Raw genomic sequence first — 15,136 nt, 5'->3', positions numbered from 1 at the left:
GGCGGTAGCGTGTCCAGGAACCGACAAAGAGAGAGATTCATGGAAAATCCAGCCATCCTGTTGCGACGTCTGAACCCTTACTGTGCCCGTGCGATGGAAGGGGCGGCGTCGCTCTGCCAGACCCGTGCCCATGCGGAAATTTTGCCGGAGCACTGGCTGCTGAAGCTGCTCGAACAGGGGGAAGGCGACCTGACGGTGCTGGCCCGCCGCTACGAGTGGGATATGGATGCACTGTGGCAGGCGTTACTCGGCTGGCTGGATAATCAACCGCGTTCGGTTCGCAGCCGCCCGCAGCTGTCCGCGGATATTCAGAAACTGATGCAGGAAGCCTGGATGCAGGCCTCACTTGCCGGAGAGGAAAGTATCCGCAGCGTGCACCTGCTGATGGCGCTGACGGAAAACCCACGACTTGCTCACTGCGACGGTCTGTGGCCACTGCTGACACTCGGGATGAGTCAGCTTTCCCGACTACGCCCGCTGCTGGATGCACAATCTGATGAACGCCCGGAGCTGCAGTTTGAGACTGAACTGGCCCAGGAGCATGGCAGTGAGGTGGTGTTTGTTGGCCGCCCGGTCGGTGCAGAGCTGAAAGAGGGTGAACTGAACCCGGCGCTACAGAACGCGTTGGATAAATTCACTCTCGATGTCACCGCCAAAGCGAAAGAGGGCAAGATTGACCCGGTGTTCGGCCGTGACACGGAAATCCGCCAGATGGTCGACATTCTCTCGCGCCGTCGCAAAAACAATCCGATCCTGGTCGGTGAGCCAGGCGTCGGTAAAACTGCGCTGGTCGAAGGCCTGGCGCTGCGTATTGCCGAGGGCAACGTCCCGGAATCTCTCAAGCCGGTGATTCTGCGAACCCTTGACCTCGGTCTGTTGCAGGCGGGCGCAGGCGTGAAAGGGGAATTTGAACAGCGCCTGAAAAACGTCATCGACGCGGTGCAGCAGTCACCGGTACCAATTTTGCTGTTTATCGACGAAGCCCACACCATTATCGGTGCAGGTAACCAGGCGGGTGGCGCGGATGCCGCGAACCTGCTGAAACCGGCACTCGCCCGCGGGGAACTGCGCACCATCGCCGCGACCACCTGGTCCGAATACAAGCAGTACTTCGAGCGCGATGCCGCGCTGGAACGTCGCTTCCAGATGGTGAAGGTGGACGAGCCGGACGATGACACGGCGTGTCTGATGCTGCGTGGCCTGAAATCCCGCTACGCAGAACACCACAACGTACATATCACCGATGACGCCGTTCGTGCCGCAGTCACACTGTCGCGTCGTTATCTGACGGGTCGACAGCTGCCGGACAAGGCGGTTGACCTGCTGGATACGGCCGCCGCGCGGGTGCGTATGAGCCTCGACACCGTACCTGAACAAATTGTGCGCCTGAAAGCACAGCTGATCGCACTCGAACTGGAAGAGCTGGCGTTGCTGGAAGATATCGCCGCCGGCGGCAACCGTCATGGCAACCGCCTGAGTGTGATTGAACAACAGCGTGCGGAACTGGAAAGCACCCTGCTGCTGCAGGAAACTCGCTTCACCGATGAAAAACTGCTGGCACAGCAGCTGATAGCCAGCCGCCAGGATATCAGCAACCAGGCTGAAATCTCTGCCCTGCAACAGCAGCTCGAACAGGCACAACAGGGCGATGTGCTGGTTCAGGTGGATGTGGACACCCGCACGGTTGCCAACGTGATTGCCGACTGGACCGGCGTGCCGCTGTCTTCCCTGATGAAAGACGAGCAGACCGAACTGCTGACGCTGGATGATGAAATTGGTAAGCGTGTCGTCGGCCAGGATGTTTCCCTTGAGGCTATCGCCCAGCGACTGCGCGCGGCGAAGACCGGACTGACGTCAGAGAATGGCCCGCAGGGTGTGTTCCTTCTGGTTGGCCCGAGTGGTGTCGGCAAAACGGAAACCGCCCTGGCGCTGGCGGACGTGCTGTACGGCGGTGAAAAATCACTGATTACCATTAACCTGTCCGAGTACCAGGAGCCGCATACCGTTTCCCAGCTGAAGGGCTCGCCTCCGGGCTACGTTGGTTACGGTCAGGGCGGTATCCTCACCGAGGCAGTGCGCAAGCGCCCGTACAGCGTGGTGCTGCTGGATGAAGTGGAGAAAGCTCACCGCGACGTCATGAACCTGTTCTACCAGGTCTTCGATCGTGGCTTTATGCGTGACGGCGAGGGGCGTGAAATCGACTTCCGCAATACGGTCATCCTGATGACCTCCAACCTCGGCAGCGATCACCTGATGCAGCTGTTGGATGAAAACCCGGACGCTCCCGAAAGCGACCTGCACGAACTGCTGCGCCCGATATTGCGCGACCATTTCCAGCCGGCGCTGCTGGCTCGCTTCCAGACAGTGATTTACCGCCCATTAGCCGAAGCTGCGATGCGTACCATTGTGGAAATGAAACTGGCACAGGTCAGCAAACGCCTGCATCGTCACTACGGGCTGACCACGCATATTGACGAAAGCCTGTATGACGCGCTGACCGTCGCCTGCCTGCTGCCGGATACCGGCGCACGCAACGTCGACAGCCTGCTCAATCAACAAATTCTGCCGGTTCTGAGTCAGCAGCTGCTGATCCACATGGCCGCCAGACAGAAACCACAGTCGTTACGCCTTAGCTGGAGTGAGGAAGAGGGTATCGGGCTGGAGTTTGACCGTACACAAGGAGTGCACGCATGAGCAGTAATCCCCCGATCAGATTCAGCCACAACCATCACCAGTTGTCGGTGAAGGGATGTGAAGCAGAACTCGATGTGCTGGCGTTTGAAGGCGATGAAGCCCTGAGCACGCCGTTCCGCTACCGGATTGAATTTACCAGCGGTGACCATGCCATCAGCAAAGAAATGATGCTGATGAAAGCAGCCTCCCTGACGCTGCAGGCCCCGGTTGATCAGGGTTACGGCATCAAAATGCAGCAGGCCGTGCGTACTCTTCAGGGGGTGGTGAGCGGCTTTGAACGTCTCAACACCTCAAAGGATGAAACCCATTATGCTCTGACGCTCCAGCCACGCCTGGCGCTACTTGACCGTTCGCACCAGAACGCCATTTATCAGGACATGTCGGTCCCACAAATCGTGGAAAAAATCCTGCGCGAGCGTCATAACATGCGCGGTCAGGATTTTCTGTTCTCGCTTGCAAAAGAGTACCCGCGCCGTGAGCAGGTGATGCAGTACGGCGAGGACGACCTGCACTTTATTACCCGCCTGTTGGGGGAGGTGGGTATCTGGTTCCGCTTTACCACTGATACCCGCCTGAACATCGACGTCGTGGAGTTTTACGACGGTCAGCAGGGGTATGAAAAAGGCCTGACGCTGCCATCAGTTCCACCATCAGGACAGCATTCTGAAGGTCTGGACTCGGTCTGGGGCATGGAGAGCCATCATAACGTGGTGCAAAAGCAGGTCAGCACCCGTGATTACAACTACCGTCAGGCCACGGATGACATGAACATCCAGGTCGATGCGACCCGCGGGGATGCCACCACCTACGGTGATGCCTATCACTATGCGGATAACTATCTGACACCGGGAAGTCACCATGACCGCAATCCGGTCCCGGAGTCCGGGGCGTTTTATGCCCGCATTCGTCATGAGCGCTACCTGAATGGCCAGACGCAGACCCATGCCATCACCAGTTGTCCGACCCTCTCTCCGGGGCAGGTGCTGAAAGTCACCGGCGGGTACGAAGTGGCCGACGTGTTTGCTCAGGGCGTGGTCATCACGGCGATGCACAGCCATGCGCGGCGGGATGAAGATTTTGGCGTCAACTTCGACGGGATCCCGGACAGCTCTGATTTTAGTTTCCGTCCTGAGCCGGGCTCACGCCCGGTGATGGCCGGCACATTACCGGCCCGGGTCACGAGCACCACCGAGAACGACACCTACGGCCACATCGATAAAGACGGCCGTTATCGCGTCAACATGCTGTTTGACCGTGATAACTGGGAGACCGGGTTCGAGAGCCTGTGGGTCCGTCAGTCCCGCCCGTATGCCGGCGACACTTACGGTCTGCACCTGCCGCTGCTGGCAGGCACCGAAGTGGCGATTGGCTTTGAGGACGGTAACCCGGACAGGCCATATATTTCCGGCGTGCTGCACGACTCGGCGCACGGTGATCATGTCACTATCCGTAACTACAAACGTAACGTCCTGCGCACCCCGGCGAACAACAAAATCCGCCTTGATGACAGCCGTGATCAGGAGCATATCAAGGTCTCCACCGAGTACGGCGGCAAGAGTCAGCTGAATCTCGGACATTTAGTGGATGCTGAGAAGCAGAAGCGTGGTGAGGGTTTTGAGCTCAGAACCGACAGCTGGGGAGCCATCCGGGCACAGAAAGGGATGTTCATCAGCGCTGATGGCCAGACGAAAGCACAGGGCCAGGTGCTGGAGATGCAGCCGGCGGTCAGCAATCTGGGTGATGCCCGGGAGCAGATGACGTCCATCTCCGATGATGCGCAGAAGGCAACCGCGAACCCGGCCGATCTTCAGGCGCAAATCAAACTACTGGAACAGCAGCTGACAGACCTCAAAAAATCAGTGCTGCTGCTCAGCGCACCGGATGGAATGGCGCTGACCAGCGGGCAACATCTGCAGGTATCTGCTGGCCAGAACCTGATAGCCACTGCCGGTAAAAATGCAGACGTCAGCGTGGTGAAAAATCTGTTCATCGGGGTGGGCAATGCCCTGAGCGTGTTTGTTCGCAAGCTGGGGATCAAGCTCATTGCGAACCAGGGGCCGGTGCAGGTACAGGCGCAGAACGACCTGATGGCTCTGCTTGCTCGTAAGGAAATTAGTATCGTCAGTACTGAAGATGAAATCAAAATCATCGCGAAGAAGAAGCTGACCCTGAATGGTGGAGGAAGCTACATCACTATAGATGGTAATGCTATTGAATCAGCCACGTTGGGTGAGTACAGAACAAAAGCAGGGCATTATGGACGAAAGGATAAAGCCAATAATAAAGAAGCTGTGCCTGCATTAACTCCAGAGCAAAATACTCCATCTGGGAAGTTTACATTTTCATAAAGGATTTAAACATGATTATTAGTCCTCCATATTTAAGGCCTCATTCCAAAAATGAAAGTGATGAAGGATGGGTGGGCAAATTGATGCCCGTTGATGTTAGTCGTGGGTTTCCGATTAATGGGAAAGAATCATGGCACGGCGGCGTACATATAAAACATAATGATTCGAGTCATCCTCCAGAAATGTTACGTGCGATAGCCGATGGGACTATAGTGTTCATTAGAGAGCCTGCCGAAAAAGAAAAAACAAAGAAAGAACCTTTGAATTATAATGGTTATACTGATAATGGTTGTATTGTTATAAAACATGAAACTGAAATCGGTTCTGGGGAAAACGGTAAAATCACGTTTTTTTCTATGTATATGCATCTGAATTTTATATCGAATACACTTTCTGTTGGGGGAGTGGTCGGAAGAAAAGATTCATTAGGCACAACCGGCATGGTCGATGGCGTGAATGCTACACACGTGCAAATATACTGTGAAGACCAGTATATAGAAAAAATCACTGGAAGATCACAACCGCACCTTGACACATCCAAAAATGGAAGGGTTGATGTATGTTTTGGTGATATTCATTTCTACATTCCGTCAGGCACCTCTTTTTATAATGGCAAAAGCATAGATGGTGTTACTGTCGTTGACGAAAGTACACCAATATACACTAATAGTTCTGAGCTATTTGTAACTATCGAAACTAAAGAAGAGGTGCGTGTAATAACCACTAGGCAGAATGGTAAAGAAGATGGGCAGTTTGATATCGTTGGCGAGCCTATTAATGATACCAGTGGTTTGAATGAAAACAATATGTATGAATATGCCCTTAAAGGGCATCCAGATTCCATTTCATCAGGCTATGAATTACTCAGGTTTGGCCGTGTTATAAATTCTGAAAGTAAGCCTTTGTCCGATAAAAGCAATAACTACTGGCTGAATGTGAATTATCCTGGTGGCTGCGGTTTCATAAATGTCGCATCAGATTCGGTAAAAAAATATAGCGATGCGGATTTCCCCCATTGGCTGGGCTGGATTTTAGTAACAGATGATTCAGATATGGATAGCCAGTGCAATTCAAACATTGTACTAAATTCAAAAAATGAATGCAGAAGCCGATTAATTTGTCGATTCCCCTTTGAATGGGATCAAAATACGCTAGAGCAGCGACTTGGATGGTTGCAGGAGAAAAATGAAACTGTAGATCCTCCATTAGATAACGACTCTTGGGTTAAATTACTAGATCATGCTCGAGCTCTATGCATAAGTGGTGATGTCCCTAAAAACAGGGTATGGCATTTTGACCCCAGAGCGTTTATTACATTGTTTCGGAAATGTAATTGGCTTTCAGCAGAAGAATTAGAAAAGGTCTACCCAGATAACCTCTACCCTCTTAAGGCGTTGCAAAAGATAGGCACATCTCCAAAGGAGGTTAGAGAAAAATATAGAGAGATTATCAACCGTTGCCTTGAAAAATACTTCATTACCACACCAACAAGAAAATCACATTTTTTTGGGCAGGGTGCAATTGAGTCAGGGATGTTATCGCTAATGATTGAAGGGGCAGCAAGTTTTTCACGAAATCCTACTCATTCAAGTTTTGCTTCTGAGATAAATGGGTACTATAACCCTCCGCCTGGAGGCTATCTTGATTATCTTAATGGACGACTTGGAAATATTGAGCCGGGAGATGGTCCGAAATTTAGAGGTCGGGGGATGAAACAGCTTACAGGCCGCGAAAATTATAGTAAATACTGGGGTTATAGGGGATGGATTGACTTAGAGAAATACCCTATGAACTATAAAGGATTTATAAATGGATGGTGGAGACCTGTTAATTTGAGCAAAGCTCCTGCTATTGACGACCCACAGCTTCTATCCATTTCCCCATACAACTGTATTGACGCTGGGGCGTGGTACTGGATTGCCGGTGCTCGTACCGCTGGTTTTCGTCCAATAAATGCTAAAATTGTGGAGTTTGACGTTTCACATGAACACTCCAAGGTTGTAACCAAAGCTATTAATGGTGCGTATACTGACGAAGAACGTCGTTGGAAAGAAACAACTAGAATCTCTCATATTTTGATGGACTAACTAATGAATCTTATTATTTCAACAATTGCCGGGTTTTTTATTTCATTTAATGCATATGCATCAGGGGTTACATTAAATGGTACTGACTCAATAACCGTTGACATTAACAATCATACAAAGACTCTTAAGTTTGATACTGTTATCAATGGCTATAGTGTTAAATGTAGCGGTGATAAAATAATTCTCTGGGGTAAGCCGAAAATCATTAACGAGGGAAATCCTCAGGATACAAATGTGATTCTTGTAGATTTGGAGCACAGATATAAAAAAATTGAAAAGAGTGTGAGTGAAGGTGTTTTTAGCATTGATTTTATAAAAGGAAAGGATCTCGCTTATATCGGAACCAATCAGGGGTTGTTTTTAAATCTTGCAAATGGAAATTTGAAGCCAGTTGGGTCAGAATTTGATCCTACGGATGATAATAACTTTGAAACGTGCAAGAAAAATAGCTCGTGGGAATTTAATAGATATCCTTAAGCCACAGCCCGTCTAAGCCCTGCTGGATAATTACTCAAAATCCCTAATGATACTATCATGAAATATATTTTTTTCTTCCTGTGCATTTTTACAAAGATTGCAATTGGATGTGATAATTGCATTTTAGATGTTAATAATGGAAAAAAGCTTTCTGCAGAGATTTTGCTGGTTGATAATGATTCGTTGTTAGTATCCGTTTTAGATGCAGATAAACAGGTTAATATAGAAAGAATTGATGTTTCATCTGATAAAAAAAACCACATATCATTTGAAGATTACAACCATGATGGTTATAGGGATTTTAGTATTTGGCACATGGATGAGGGTATGGGCATTTATAAAATATATAGGTTATTTATCTTTTTCCCTGGTGATAAACAATTCAAAGAGATAAAGCCATCATGCGGGGATGAGTTTGTCAATATCAGAGTTGAGAGGGATACTTTGGTTAATGTTATTTATGACGGCAATACCCACAAATCATGCTATATTCGACTCAAAACGCTTGAGGAAATTAAATATTAGTATAGATGGCTGAGGGGCGGTGATTACTGTTAACTGGAAGGGGTGAATCATGAAATGGATAATCAATTATTCTTTCACATTTAGCAGGTCGATATCAAACTCGATTTTGTGTGGTCTATTGATTATTTTGCCGGCAACTTATTAGCCTTGCTAATGATAACGCTGACAAAGAATCTGTATCAATGTGTGCTATGATTCCCACTGATGCTATTTCTGATGTTTATCAAAGCATGAGTGCTAAAACGAGTGAAGATAATTCTTACCTCCTTGTAACAAGTGCCAGTGAAGCAAATTATTCTTGGGGTGACGACAGGTTAGCTATCGATGGGCATGCATATATTTTAAATGACGCCCTTTTAAAATTAGATTCCTTGACCATATATAGTATGGAAAATGGCAATCAAACTGACGAAGTTATATATTTAAATAAATCTAATCGCGGGGTTGGAGGGGTGTTTTATCGTGATATTGCTAAAGATAGATCGCCTGATGTAAGTGCTATGTATATTAGTAATATAGGTCACGTTAGCCATTTTAATGTAACTGTAAGCCCTGAATGCCTGAACTACTTCCCTAAAATGGTTTTGTCCAAGGTTTCTGCTGAGTAGACGCTTTGGCAACTCATTATTGACTGATTTTTATTGCGATGAGCATTACTCATAATCAAAAAATTCGTTTGTGGTATTTTCATATCGAGATAATTAATGTTGTATTCCCTTAAACATCTTCCTGATTGTTATCCACGTCCAGATCATCCAAAAGTATCGCGCTGGTTTGCCGTCCTGGCATCAATGTTGGTCATTAGCGTGATCCTCATGCGCATATTTGGACGCTACATTGATACCCGGCACTTTTGGTTAATTGCCATAGGCACACCCGTCGTTATATGGACTGTTAGTTTCATTATTCGCATGTGGGCGTGGTCATTACAAGACAGTAAAGCGAATGGTTTTGACCGACGTCGGGAGCAATGGATCTTAGGTGAGACCCGTAGGGCACGTCGTGCGCTTCAGGTGTTGAATACGACATTTATTACGGCCCATCAGGCAAATGAACAAGTTTCTGTTGCAGTTGAAATGCTCAATAACCACAGCATTATCATTTCGCAGTCGGACTGGAATGGCGAAGAAAGCCGGAGGCTGAGCCGTATCCTGACAGAACCGGAAGATACTCCTGGATTGGTTATCTCACGCCTGTTTTCAGAGCTGATTGCTGAACTTCCAGTTCACCAGTTTGAGGAGACCGCTTCGCTTGCTGTCATCCTCGATGTCTCGTCTTCTCTGCCACTCCCTGCTGTCAGAAATATCTGGCAGGAAGCCTGGCAGGAGAGTGGCATAACCTGTGCGCTTGAGTACGCAGACAGCAATGGGCCGGGGGTAGTCAACCACTGGCTGGATCACCGCATTAAAGATGATGCGATGTTATTGATTGTTGGCCTCCAGATTGATCCGGTTGTTTCAAACAATACTGCTGAAGCAGCCGTTGCTCTGCTTCTTGGCAACCGCCTGACCCAGGAAGCACTCGAACCTCTCGCGTTGCTGCACCGGGCAGATGCTGCTCCAACCGGTGAGCTGAGTGAGGGGATGAACATGGCCGCCTATAACGTCCCGCTCAAAGAAAATATCGTGAAAAATTTATGGCTTGCCGGGCTGACGGGTGAGCAGCGTGCAGAAGTTATTGCGTGCCAGAATGCGCACCCTGCGCAATCTGTAGAGGACGAAGCCGTCATTTCGCTCGATACATCTATGGGACATGCCGGTGCCGCGGCCCCCTGGCTGGCTATCGCTGCCGCCACCGAAATCGCCCGACAAACTCAGTTACCACAGATGATTATCTGCGGTGATACCACACAGAATGTGCTGTGGAGCACGCTCATTACCCCGATTGCTTCCCGACAGGAGATGGATCCGTGAAGCTACCTTTAGCACCGAAGACAACGGAAGGCCGCTATCTTGCTGTCGCATTGATTTTCTTTTTGCTGTTAGCCGTTATGACGTTCATGGTCTGGAAGCATCCGGACATAGCAGGGATTGAAGACGGAAGTCAGCAGCAAATTTACTGGCTTATCGCCGGCGGATGTATTTCAGGCTGCGCCCTTATCGTATCCGTGGTGCTTCTGGCGGCAGTTCGTAGTGCCGGTAAGCAGGAGTTTAATGCGCTTGTCGACAATACCAACGGTGATGATGAGAAAAAGAAGCGGGAAAATGATAAAGCGCCTGTTCACGCTGCGGTGGCCATGTGTAACAAGATTCGGGAGCATCTCCGTGCCCGTATTGGCCTTTACTGGCGTCGTAAAACCCGTCTGTTGTTAATCACTGGCGATGAGGCGGCAATCGAACAGTTGGTACCTGGCCTGCAGGAAAACCAGTGGCTTGAAGGTAACCGTACCGTTCTGATTTACGGCGGCAGTCTGACTGCTGAGCCCGATAAGGAAAAATACGCCGCACTGTGTAAACTGCGTCGCGGCCGCCCACTGGACGGTATTGTCCGCGTCATGCCGCAGTCGCTTAACCTCACCCCTCAGATTAGTGATAACGATTTACGCGGACTGGAAAAAATCAGTGAATTACTGCGCTATTCTGCACCGGTATGGCTGTGGAAACTGTGTGACAGCAAGTGGTCGCAGGCAAAACGCACTGAACAGACGGTAGGGGCCAGTTTACCGCTGCGTGCTAAGCCTGACGATATTACCCGCCAGCTTGAGCTGATGCTGCCGACCCTGCGAACGCAGGGGGTGAGTCAGGTCGCTGAGAATAACGCCCACGACTTCCTGCTGCGCCTGGGCCAGCACCTCAAAGACGGCGGTATCGCCCGCTGGGCTCAGCAACTGGTGCCATGGCTGGCTGCCTCCCAGCAGCGTGTGCCGCTGCGTGGCCTGATGTTCAGTCTTCCGGAGAATAAACCCACCGCTATCGCAGGAGAAACAGCCGGTGCTGCACCTGCCGACGCTGAGAAATATATCCCGGAATCACAACGCCATGCGCTGACCCTACCGGTGACCTGGCAGGGGATCGTTGATGACTGTACCCGCGTGCGTGGCCACCGTGTCGGTATGGCGTGGGAACAGACGCTGGCCTGGACGCTGATGGCCATTATCGGTGTCTGGGGCGCGGGAATACTGCTGTCGTTCGCGGTCAATCGGATGCAGATAGTCTATGTTGCCGAAAAGGCCCGCGCCGTGGTGGAGCATCCTTCCATATCGGATTACCAGCTGACGGCTCTGCATACGCTGCGTAATGACGCCGGCCGCCTGCAGCACCGTATTCAGGAAGGCGCGCCCTGGCATCAACGCTTCGGCCTGGACCATAACCAGCAGTTGCTCGACGCGATGCTGCCCTGGTACGGCGTGGCGAACAACCGCCTGATTCGTGACCCGGCAAATGAAGCGCTTACGCAGAAACTCAGCGCACTTGCAGGCTCCGCACCTGGCAGCGATCAACGGGCACAACTGGCGAGGCCGGGCTATGACCAGCTGAAGGCCTGGCTGATGATGGCCCGTCCGGATAAAGCCGACGGCGCGTATTACGCCCAGACCATGAAAGCCGTGCAGCCGACGCGAATAGGCATCTCAGCCGGCCTGTGGCAAAGCCTGTCGCCGGATTTGTGGGCCTTCTACATCAACGAACTGCCTGAGCAACCACAGTGGAAAATTACGCCGGATGCGCAGCTGGTGAGTCAGAGCCGTCAGGTGCTGTTGCAGCAAATTGGCCGGCGTAACGCTGAAAGCACCCTATATGAGAACATGCTCAAATCCGTGCGTCGTAACTTTGCCGATGTGTCTCTGGAAGACATGACCAGCGGTACCGATGCGCGGCGACTGTTCACCACCGAGGAGGTGGTGCCTGGCATGTTCACCCGCCAGGCGTGGGAAGGGGGCATTCAGCAGGCTATCGAAAAGGCCGCAAACTCCCGCCGGGATGAAATTGACTGGGTGCTGAGTGACAGCCGGAAAGCGGTCTCCTCAGACCTGTCACCAGAAGCACTGAAAGCACGTCTGACGCAACGATACTTCACCGACTTTGCCGGCAGTTGGCTGAGTTTCCTCAACAGCCTGCGACTTAACCCGGCAAACAATATTGCTGACGTTACCGACCAGCTGACGCTGATGAGTGATGTCCGCCAGTCGCCATTGATTGCCCTGATGAATACCATCGCCTGGCAGGGGCAGACCGGCCAGCAAAGCGAAGGCCTTTCGGATTCCATCATCAAATCGGCTAAAGACCTCGTAGGCGGAAAAGACAAACCTGCGATTGACCAGTCTGCGTCAGGGCCGCAGGGGCCGCTCGATGAAACCTTTGGCCCGCTGCTGACGTTGATGGGTAAAAATAAAGGCAGCAACGTAATGTCGGCTGACAACTCCCTGAGTCTGCAGACGTATCTGACCCGCATCACCCGCGTGCGTCTGCGCCTGCAACAGGTAGCCAGTGCTTCTGATCCGCAGGAGATGATGCAGACACTGGCGCAGACCGTATTCCAGGGCAAAAGCGTGGATCTCACTGACACCCAACAGTACGGCAGCCTGATTTCGGCAAGTCTTGGCGAAGAGTGGAGCGGTTTTGGCAGCACGATGTTTGTTCAGCCACTGACTCAGGCCTGGGAGACCGTGCTTCAGCCGTCGGCGGCGAGCCTGAATGACAAATGGAGCCGCTCCGTGGTGGCGAACTGGCACACCGCCTTTGACGGGCGTTTCCCGTTCGCTGCGAGCAAAAGTGATGCCTCCCTGCCGATGCTGGCTGAGTTTTTGCGCAAGGACAGCGGACGTATTGAACGCTTCCTGACGACAGAGCTTAGCGGGGTGCTGCACAAGGAGGGCAGCCAGTGGGTACCGGATAAAGTCAACAGCCAGGGGCTGAACTTTAACCCGGCCTTCCTGCGGGCGATTAATCAGCTGAGCCAGCTTTCAGACATTCTGTTCACCGATGGAAGCCAGGGTATCAGCTTTGAGCTGCAGGCGCGCCCTGCACCGCAGGTGGTCGAAACGCAACTGACTATCGATGGCCAGCCGCTGCACTACTTCAACCAAATGGCTGACTGGCAGAGCTTCCGCTGGCCGGGAGAGACTTACAAGCCGGGGACGATGCTGACCTGGACTACAGTCAACGCTGGTGCGCGCCTGTTCGGGGATTACAGCGGAACCTGGGGCTTTATTCGCTGGCTGGACCAGGGCAAGCGCCAGCAGCTTGACCGCAGCCAGTGGATGATGAGCTTTACTGCCCCGGACGGTCGCACTCTGCAGTGGGTAATGCGCTCACAACTAGGAAAAGGTCCGCTGGCGCTGTTGGATCTGCGTGGTTTCACGCTGCCGGATCAGATATTCAGTGTCGACAGCGCGGCCACTGCACAGGCGCTGATGGCCAACACCGAAAACAGTGACATGGATGGAGTCGAATAATGAGCACACTACAGAATCTGGTCGCCGCCTGTCAGTCTGACGACACGCAGCTGCGGCAACAGGCGCAGACACGCACGGAAAACTGGCAGCCCTGGTTTGCTCCGGTAAGCGACGCCAGTCCGACCGGAGAAGACCCCGGCTATCACGATGATTTTCAGCGTATCCGGGAGGAGGTCAATAAACTTTCCGGCATCGATACCGGGTTGATTTGCACGCTTGCCGAAAAACTGCTGACCACCACTGCAAAAGATATCCGGATTGCCACCTATTACTGCTGGGCGCGTCTGCACCAGGACGGGGAAACCGGCTTTGCCGAAGGGCTTGAATTGCTGGCGGGATTGATACGGCGTTATGGAACGCAGCTTCATCCTCAGCGTGAGCGGAGCCGTAAACCGGCGCTGGAGTGGCTCGCAGGCTCCCGCGTTCTGGACAGCCTGTCACTCTGGCCGGAAGTGGTACGCGACGATGCACTGCGCACAGCAGGTGCGCTGTTGCTCATCCGCGACAGTCTGGAGTCAGAGCCGGAAGCGTCACGGCCAGAGCTGAATGCCCTGTACAGCGCGCTGGAATCTCGCCTGATGAAGGCCGGTGGTGTGGATGCCATGGTACCGCAGAACGCAGGTAATAAGGCTCAGTCGCAGACTTCCACGCATACAACCGAGTCAGACGCGCCAGTTCTGAGCCGCATTACCTCCGGTCAGGATTTGCTGGCCCAGGCCCGTACACTGACCGGGTATCTGCGTGAGCAACCCGATGGCTGGCTGGCAGCACACCGGCTGATGAAAAGCCTGCGTCATGACACGCTTAGCGCTATCCCGGCACCGGATGCTGAAGGGAAAACGCGCATCGAACCGCCGCGGGCTGACCAGCGGGCCATGCTCAAACGTCTGTACCTGCAACAGAGCTGGCTGGAGATACTGGAGCAGGCGGACAGCACTTTCTCGCGCGGTGCCAATCACCTCTGGCTGGATTTGCAGTGGTACACCCACCAGGCACTGGTGAAGTCGGGGCAGGATGTATTGGCCGACATCATCACCGCCGACCTGAAAGGGCTGCTGCGTCGCCTTACCGGACTTGAAACGCTGGCCTTTAACGACAGTACGCCGTTTGCCGATGAAGTCACGCTGAACTGGATAAATCAGAGCGTGCTGGACGATATGTCCGGCTGGCGGGATGAGCCTGTCAGTGCCGTGGTTGAGACGGATAACGATATCCTGGCTCTCGAGCCGGAAGCGCTGGATAAAGCGGACACTGACGGTCTGGATGCCACACTTCACTGGCTGCAGACCCGCCCGGGCACTGACACCACAAAAGACAAATGGCTGCTGCGTCTGCTGATGGCCCGTGTGGCCGAGCAGAAGGGCAAGAATGAACTGGCCCTGCATCTGCTGGGTGAGCTCGATAGTGCCGCACAGTCAATCACCCTCACGCAGTGGACACCAGCACTGTTGTTTGAAGTGAAATCGCGTCGCCTCAGACTGCTGCGTATGAAAGCCACACGCAGTGAAACCGATAAATCACGGTTACAGCCAGAGATGGACCAGCTTCTGGCGGGTCTGATTGCGCTCGATCCGGCCAGCAGTGCAGTGCTTTGCGGGTAACCAGGACTGAAT

At 52.3% G+C, this 15,136-nt stretch carries 9 protein-coding genes; all 9 read left to right on the top strand.

Features of this window, described 5'->3' with window-relative positions; all coding sequences use genetic code 11:
• Window positions 1-39: 39 nt before the first annotated feature.
• The 9 genes from tssH (at window position 40) to tssA (ending at window position 15,124) form a co-directional block, all read left to right on the top strand.
• Complete coding sequence (gene tssH, locus AC6I8W_RS25620) at window positions 40-2,694, top strand: type VI secretion system ATPase TssH (RefSeq protein ID WP_497839366.1); 2,655 nt, start codon at window positions 40-42, stop codon at window positions 2,692-2,694.
• Window positions 2,691-5,042 carry a type VI secretion system Vgr family protein gene (locus AC6I8W_RS25615; protein WP_497839365.1) on the top strand — a complete coding sequence of 784 codons (2,352 nt, stop codon included), beginning with the start codon at window positions 2,691-2,693 and terminating at the stop codon, window positions 5,040-5,042. The genes tssH and AC6I8W_RS25615 overlap by 4 nt, the downstream gene beginning before the upstream one ends.
• Window positions 5,043-5,053: 11 nt before the next feature.
• A complete protein-coding gene (locus AC6I8W_RS25610; RefSeq protein WP_497839364.1) occupies window positions 5,054-7,129 on the top strand; it encodes a kinase in 2,076 nt (691 codons plus the stop codon).
• A gap of 3 nt (window positions 7,130-7,132) precedes the next feature.
• Window positions 7,133-7,606, top strand: a complete 474-nt coding sequence (locus AC6I8W_RS25605) for a hypothetical protein (protein WP_497839363.1) — start codon at window positions 7,133-7,135, stop codon at window positions 7,604-7,606.
• A 57-nt stretch (window positions 7,607-7,663) separates the two neighbouring features.
• Window positions 7,664-8,131, top strand: a complete 468-nt coding sequence (locus AC6I8W_RS25600; protein WP_497839362.1) for an XAC2610-related protein — start codon at window positions 7,664-7,666, stop codon at window positions 8,129-8,131.
• 191 nt (window positions 8,132-8,322) lie between these two features.
• The gene (locus AC6I8W_RS25595) at window positions 8,323-8,739 is read left to right on the top strand and encodes a hypothetical protein (protein ID WP_497839361.1); all 417 of its coding nucleotides are present in this window, start codon (window positions 8,323-8,325) and stop codon (window positions 8,737-8,739) included.
• A gap of 96 nt (window positions 8,740-8,835) precedes the next feature.
• Entirely contained in the window at window positions 8,836-10,044 is a 1,209-nt protein-coding gene (locus AC6I8W_RS25590) for a KPHS_23130 family T6SS system protein (RefSeq protein ID WP_497839360.1), read from the top strand.
• Window positions 10,041-13,523, top strand: coding sequence for an ImcF-related family protein (locus AC6I8W_RS25585; protein WP_497839359.1), 3,483 nt, complete (start codon window positions 10,041-10,043; stop codon window positions 13,521-13,523). Before AC6I8W_RS25590 ends, AC6I8W_RS25585 begins: the two co-directional genes overlap by 4 nt.
• On the top strand, window positions 13,523-15,124 hold the full coding sequence (tssA, locus tag AC6I8W_RS25580; protein WP_497839358.1) for a type VI secretion system protein TssA: 1,602 nt from the start codon (window positions 13,523-13,525) through the stop codon (window positions 15,122-15,124). Before AC6I8W_RS25585 ends, tssA begins: the two co-directional genes overlap by 1 nt.
• Window positions 15,125-15,136: the final 12 nt, after the last annotated feature.

The sequence above is a fragment of the Pantoea sp. X-Soil-TKNS-1211 genome (genome assembly GCF_059730495.1).
Note: the sequence above shows the minus strand (reverse complement) of the source record. Positions and strands in the feature narration are given on the sequence as shown.

Bases quoted from the DNA above. Each gene is read 5' to 3' on its own strand.
- AC6I8W_RS25590 (WP_497839360.1), top strand. From the start codon at position 8,836: ATGTTGTATTCCCTTAAACATCTTCCTGATTGTTATCCACGTCCAGAT.
- tssA (WP_497839358.1), top strand. From the start codon at position 13,523: ATGAGCACACTACAGAATCTGGTCGCCGCCTGTCAGTCTGACGACACG.
- AC6I8W_RS25615 (WP_497839365.1), top strand. From the start codon at position 2,691: ATGAGCAGTAATCCCCCGATCAGATTCAGCCACAACCATCACCAGTTG.
- tssH (WP_497839366.1), top strand. From the start codon at position 40: ATGGAAAATCCAGCCATCCTGTTGCGACGTCTGAACCCTTACTGTGCC.
- AC6I8W_RS25605 (WP_497839363.1), top strand. From the start codon at position 7,133: ATGAATCTTATTATTTCAACAATTGCCGGGTTTTTTATTTCATTTAAT.
- AC6I8W_RS25600 (WP_497839362.1), top strand. From the start codon at position 7,664: ATGAAATATATTTTTTTCTTCCTGTGCATTTTTACAAAGATTGCAATT.
- AC6I8W_RS25610 (WP_497839364.1), top strand. From the start codon at position 5,054: ATGATTATTAGTCCTCCATATTTAAGGCCTCATTCCAAAAATGAAAGT.
- AC6I8W_RS25595 (WP_497839361.1), top strand. From the start codon at position 8,323: ATGATTCCCACTGATGCTATTTCTGATGTTTATCAAAGCATGAGTGCT.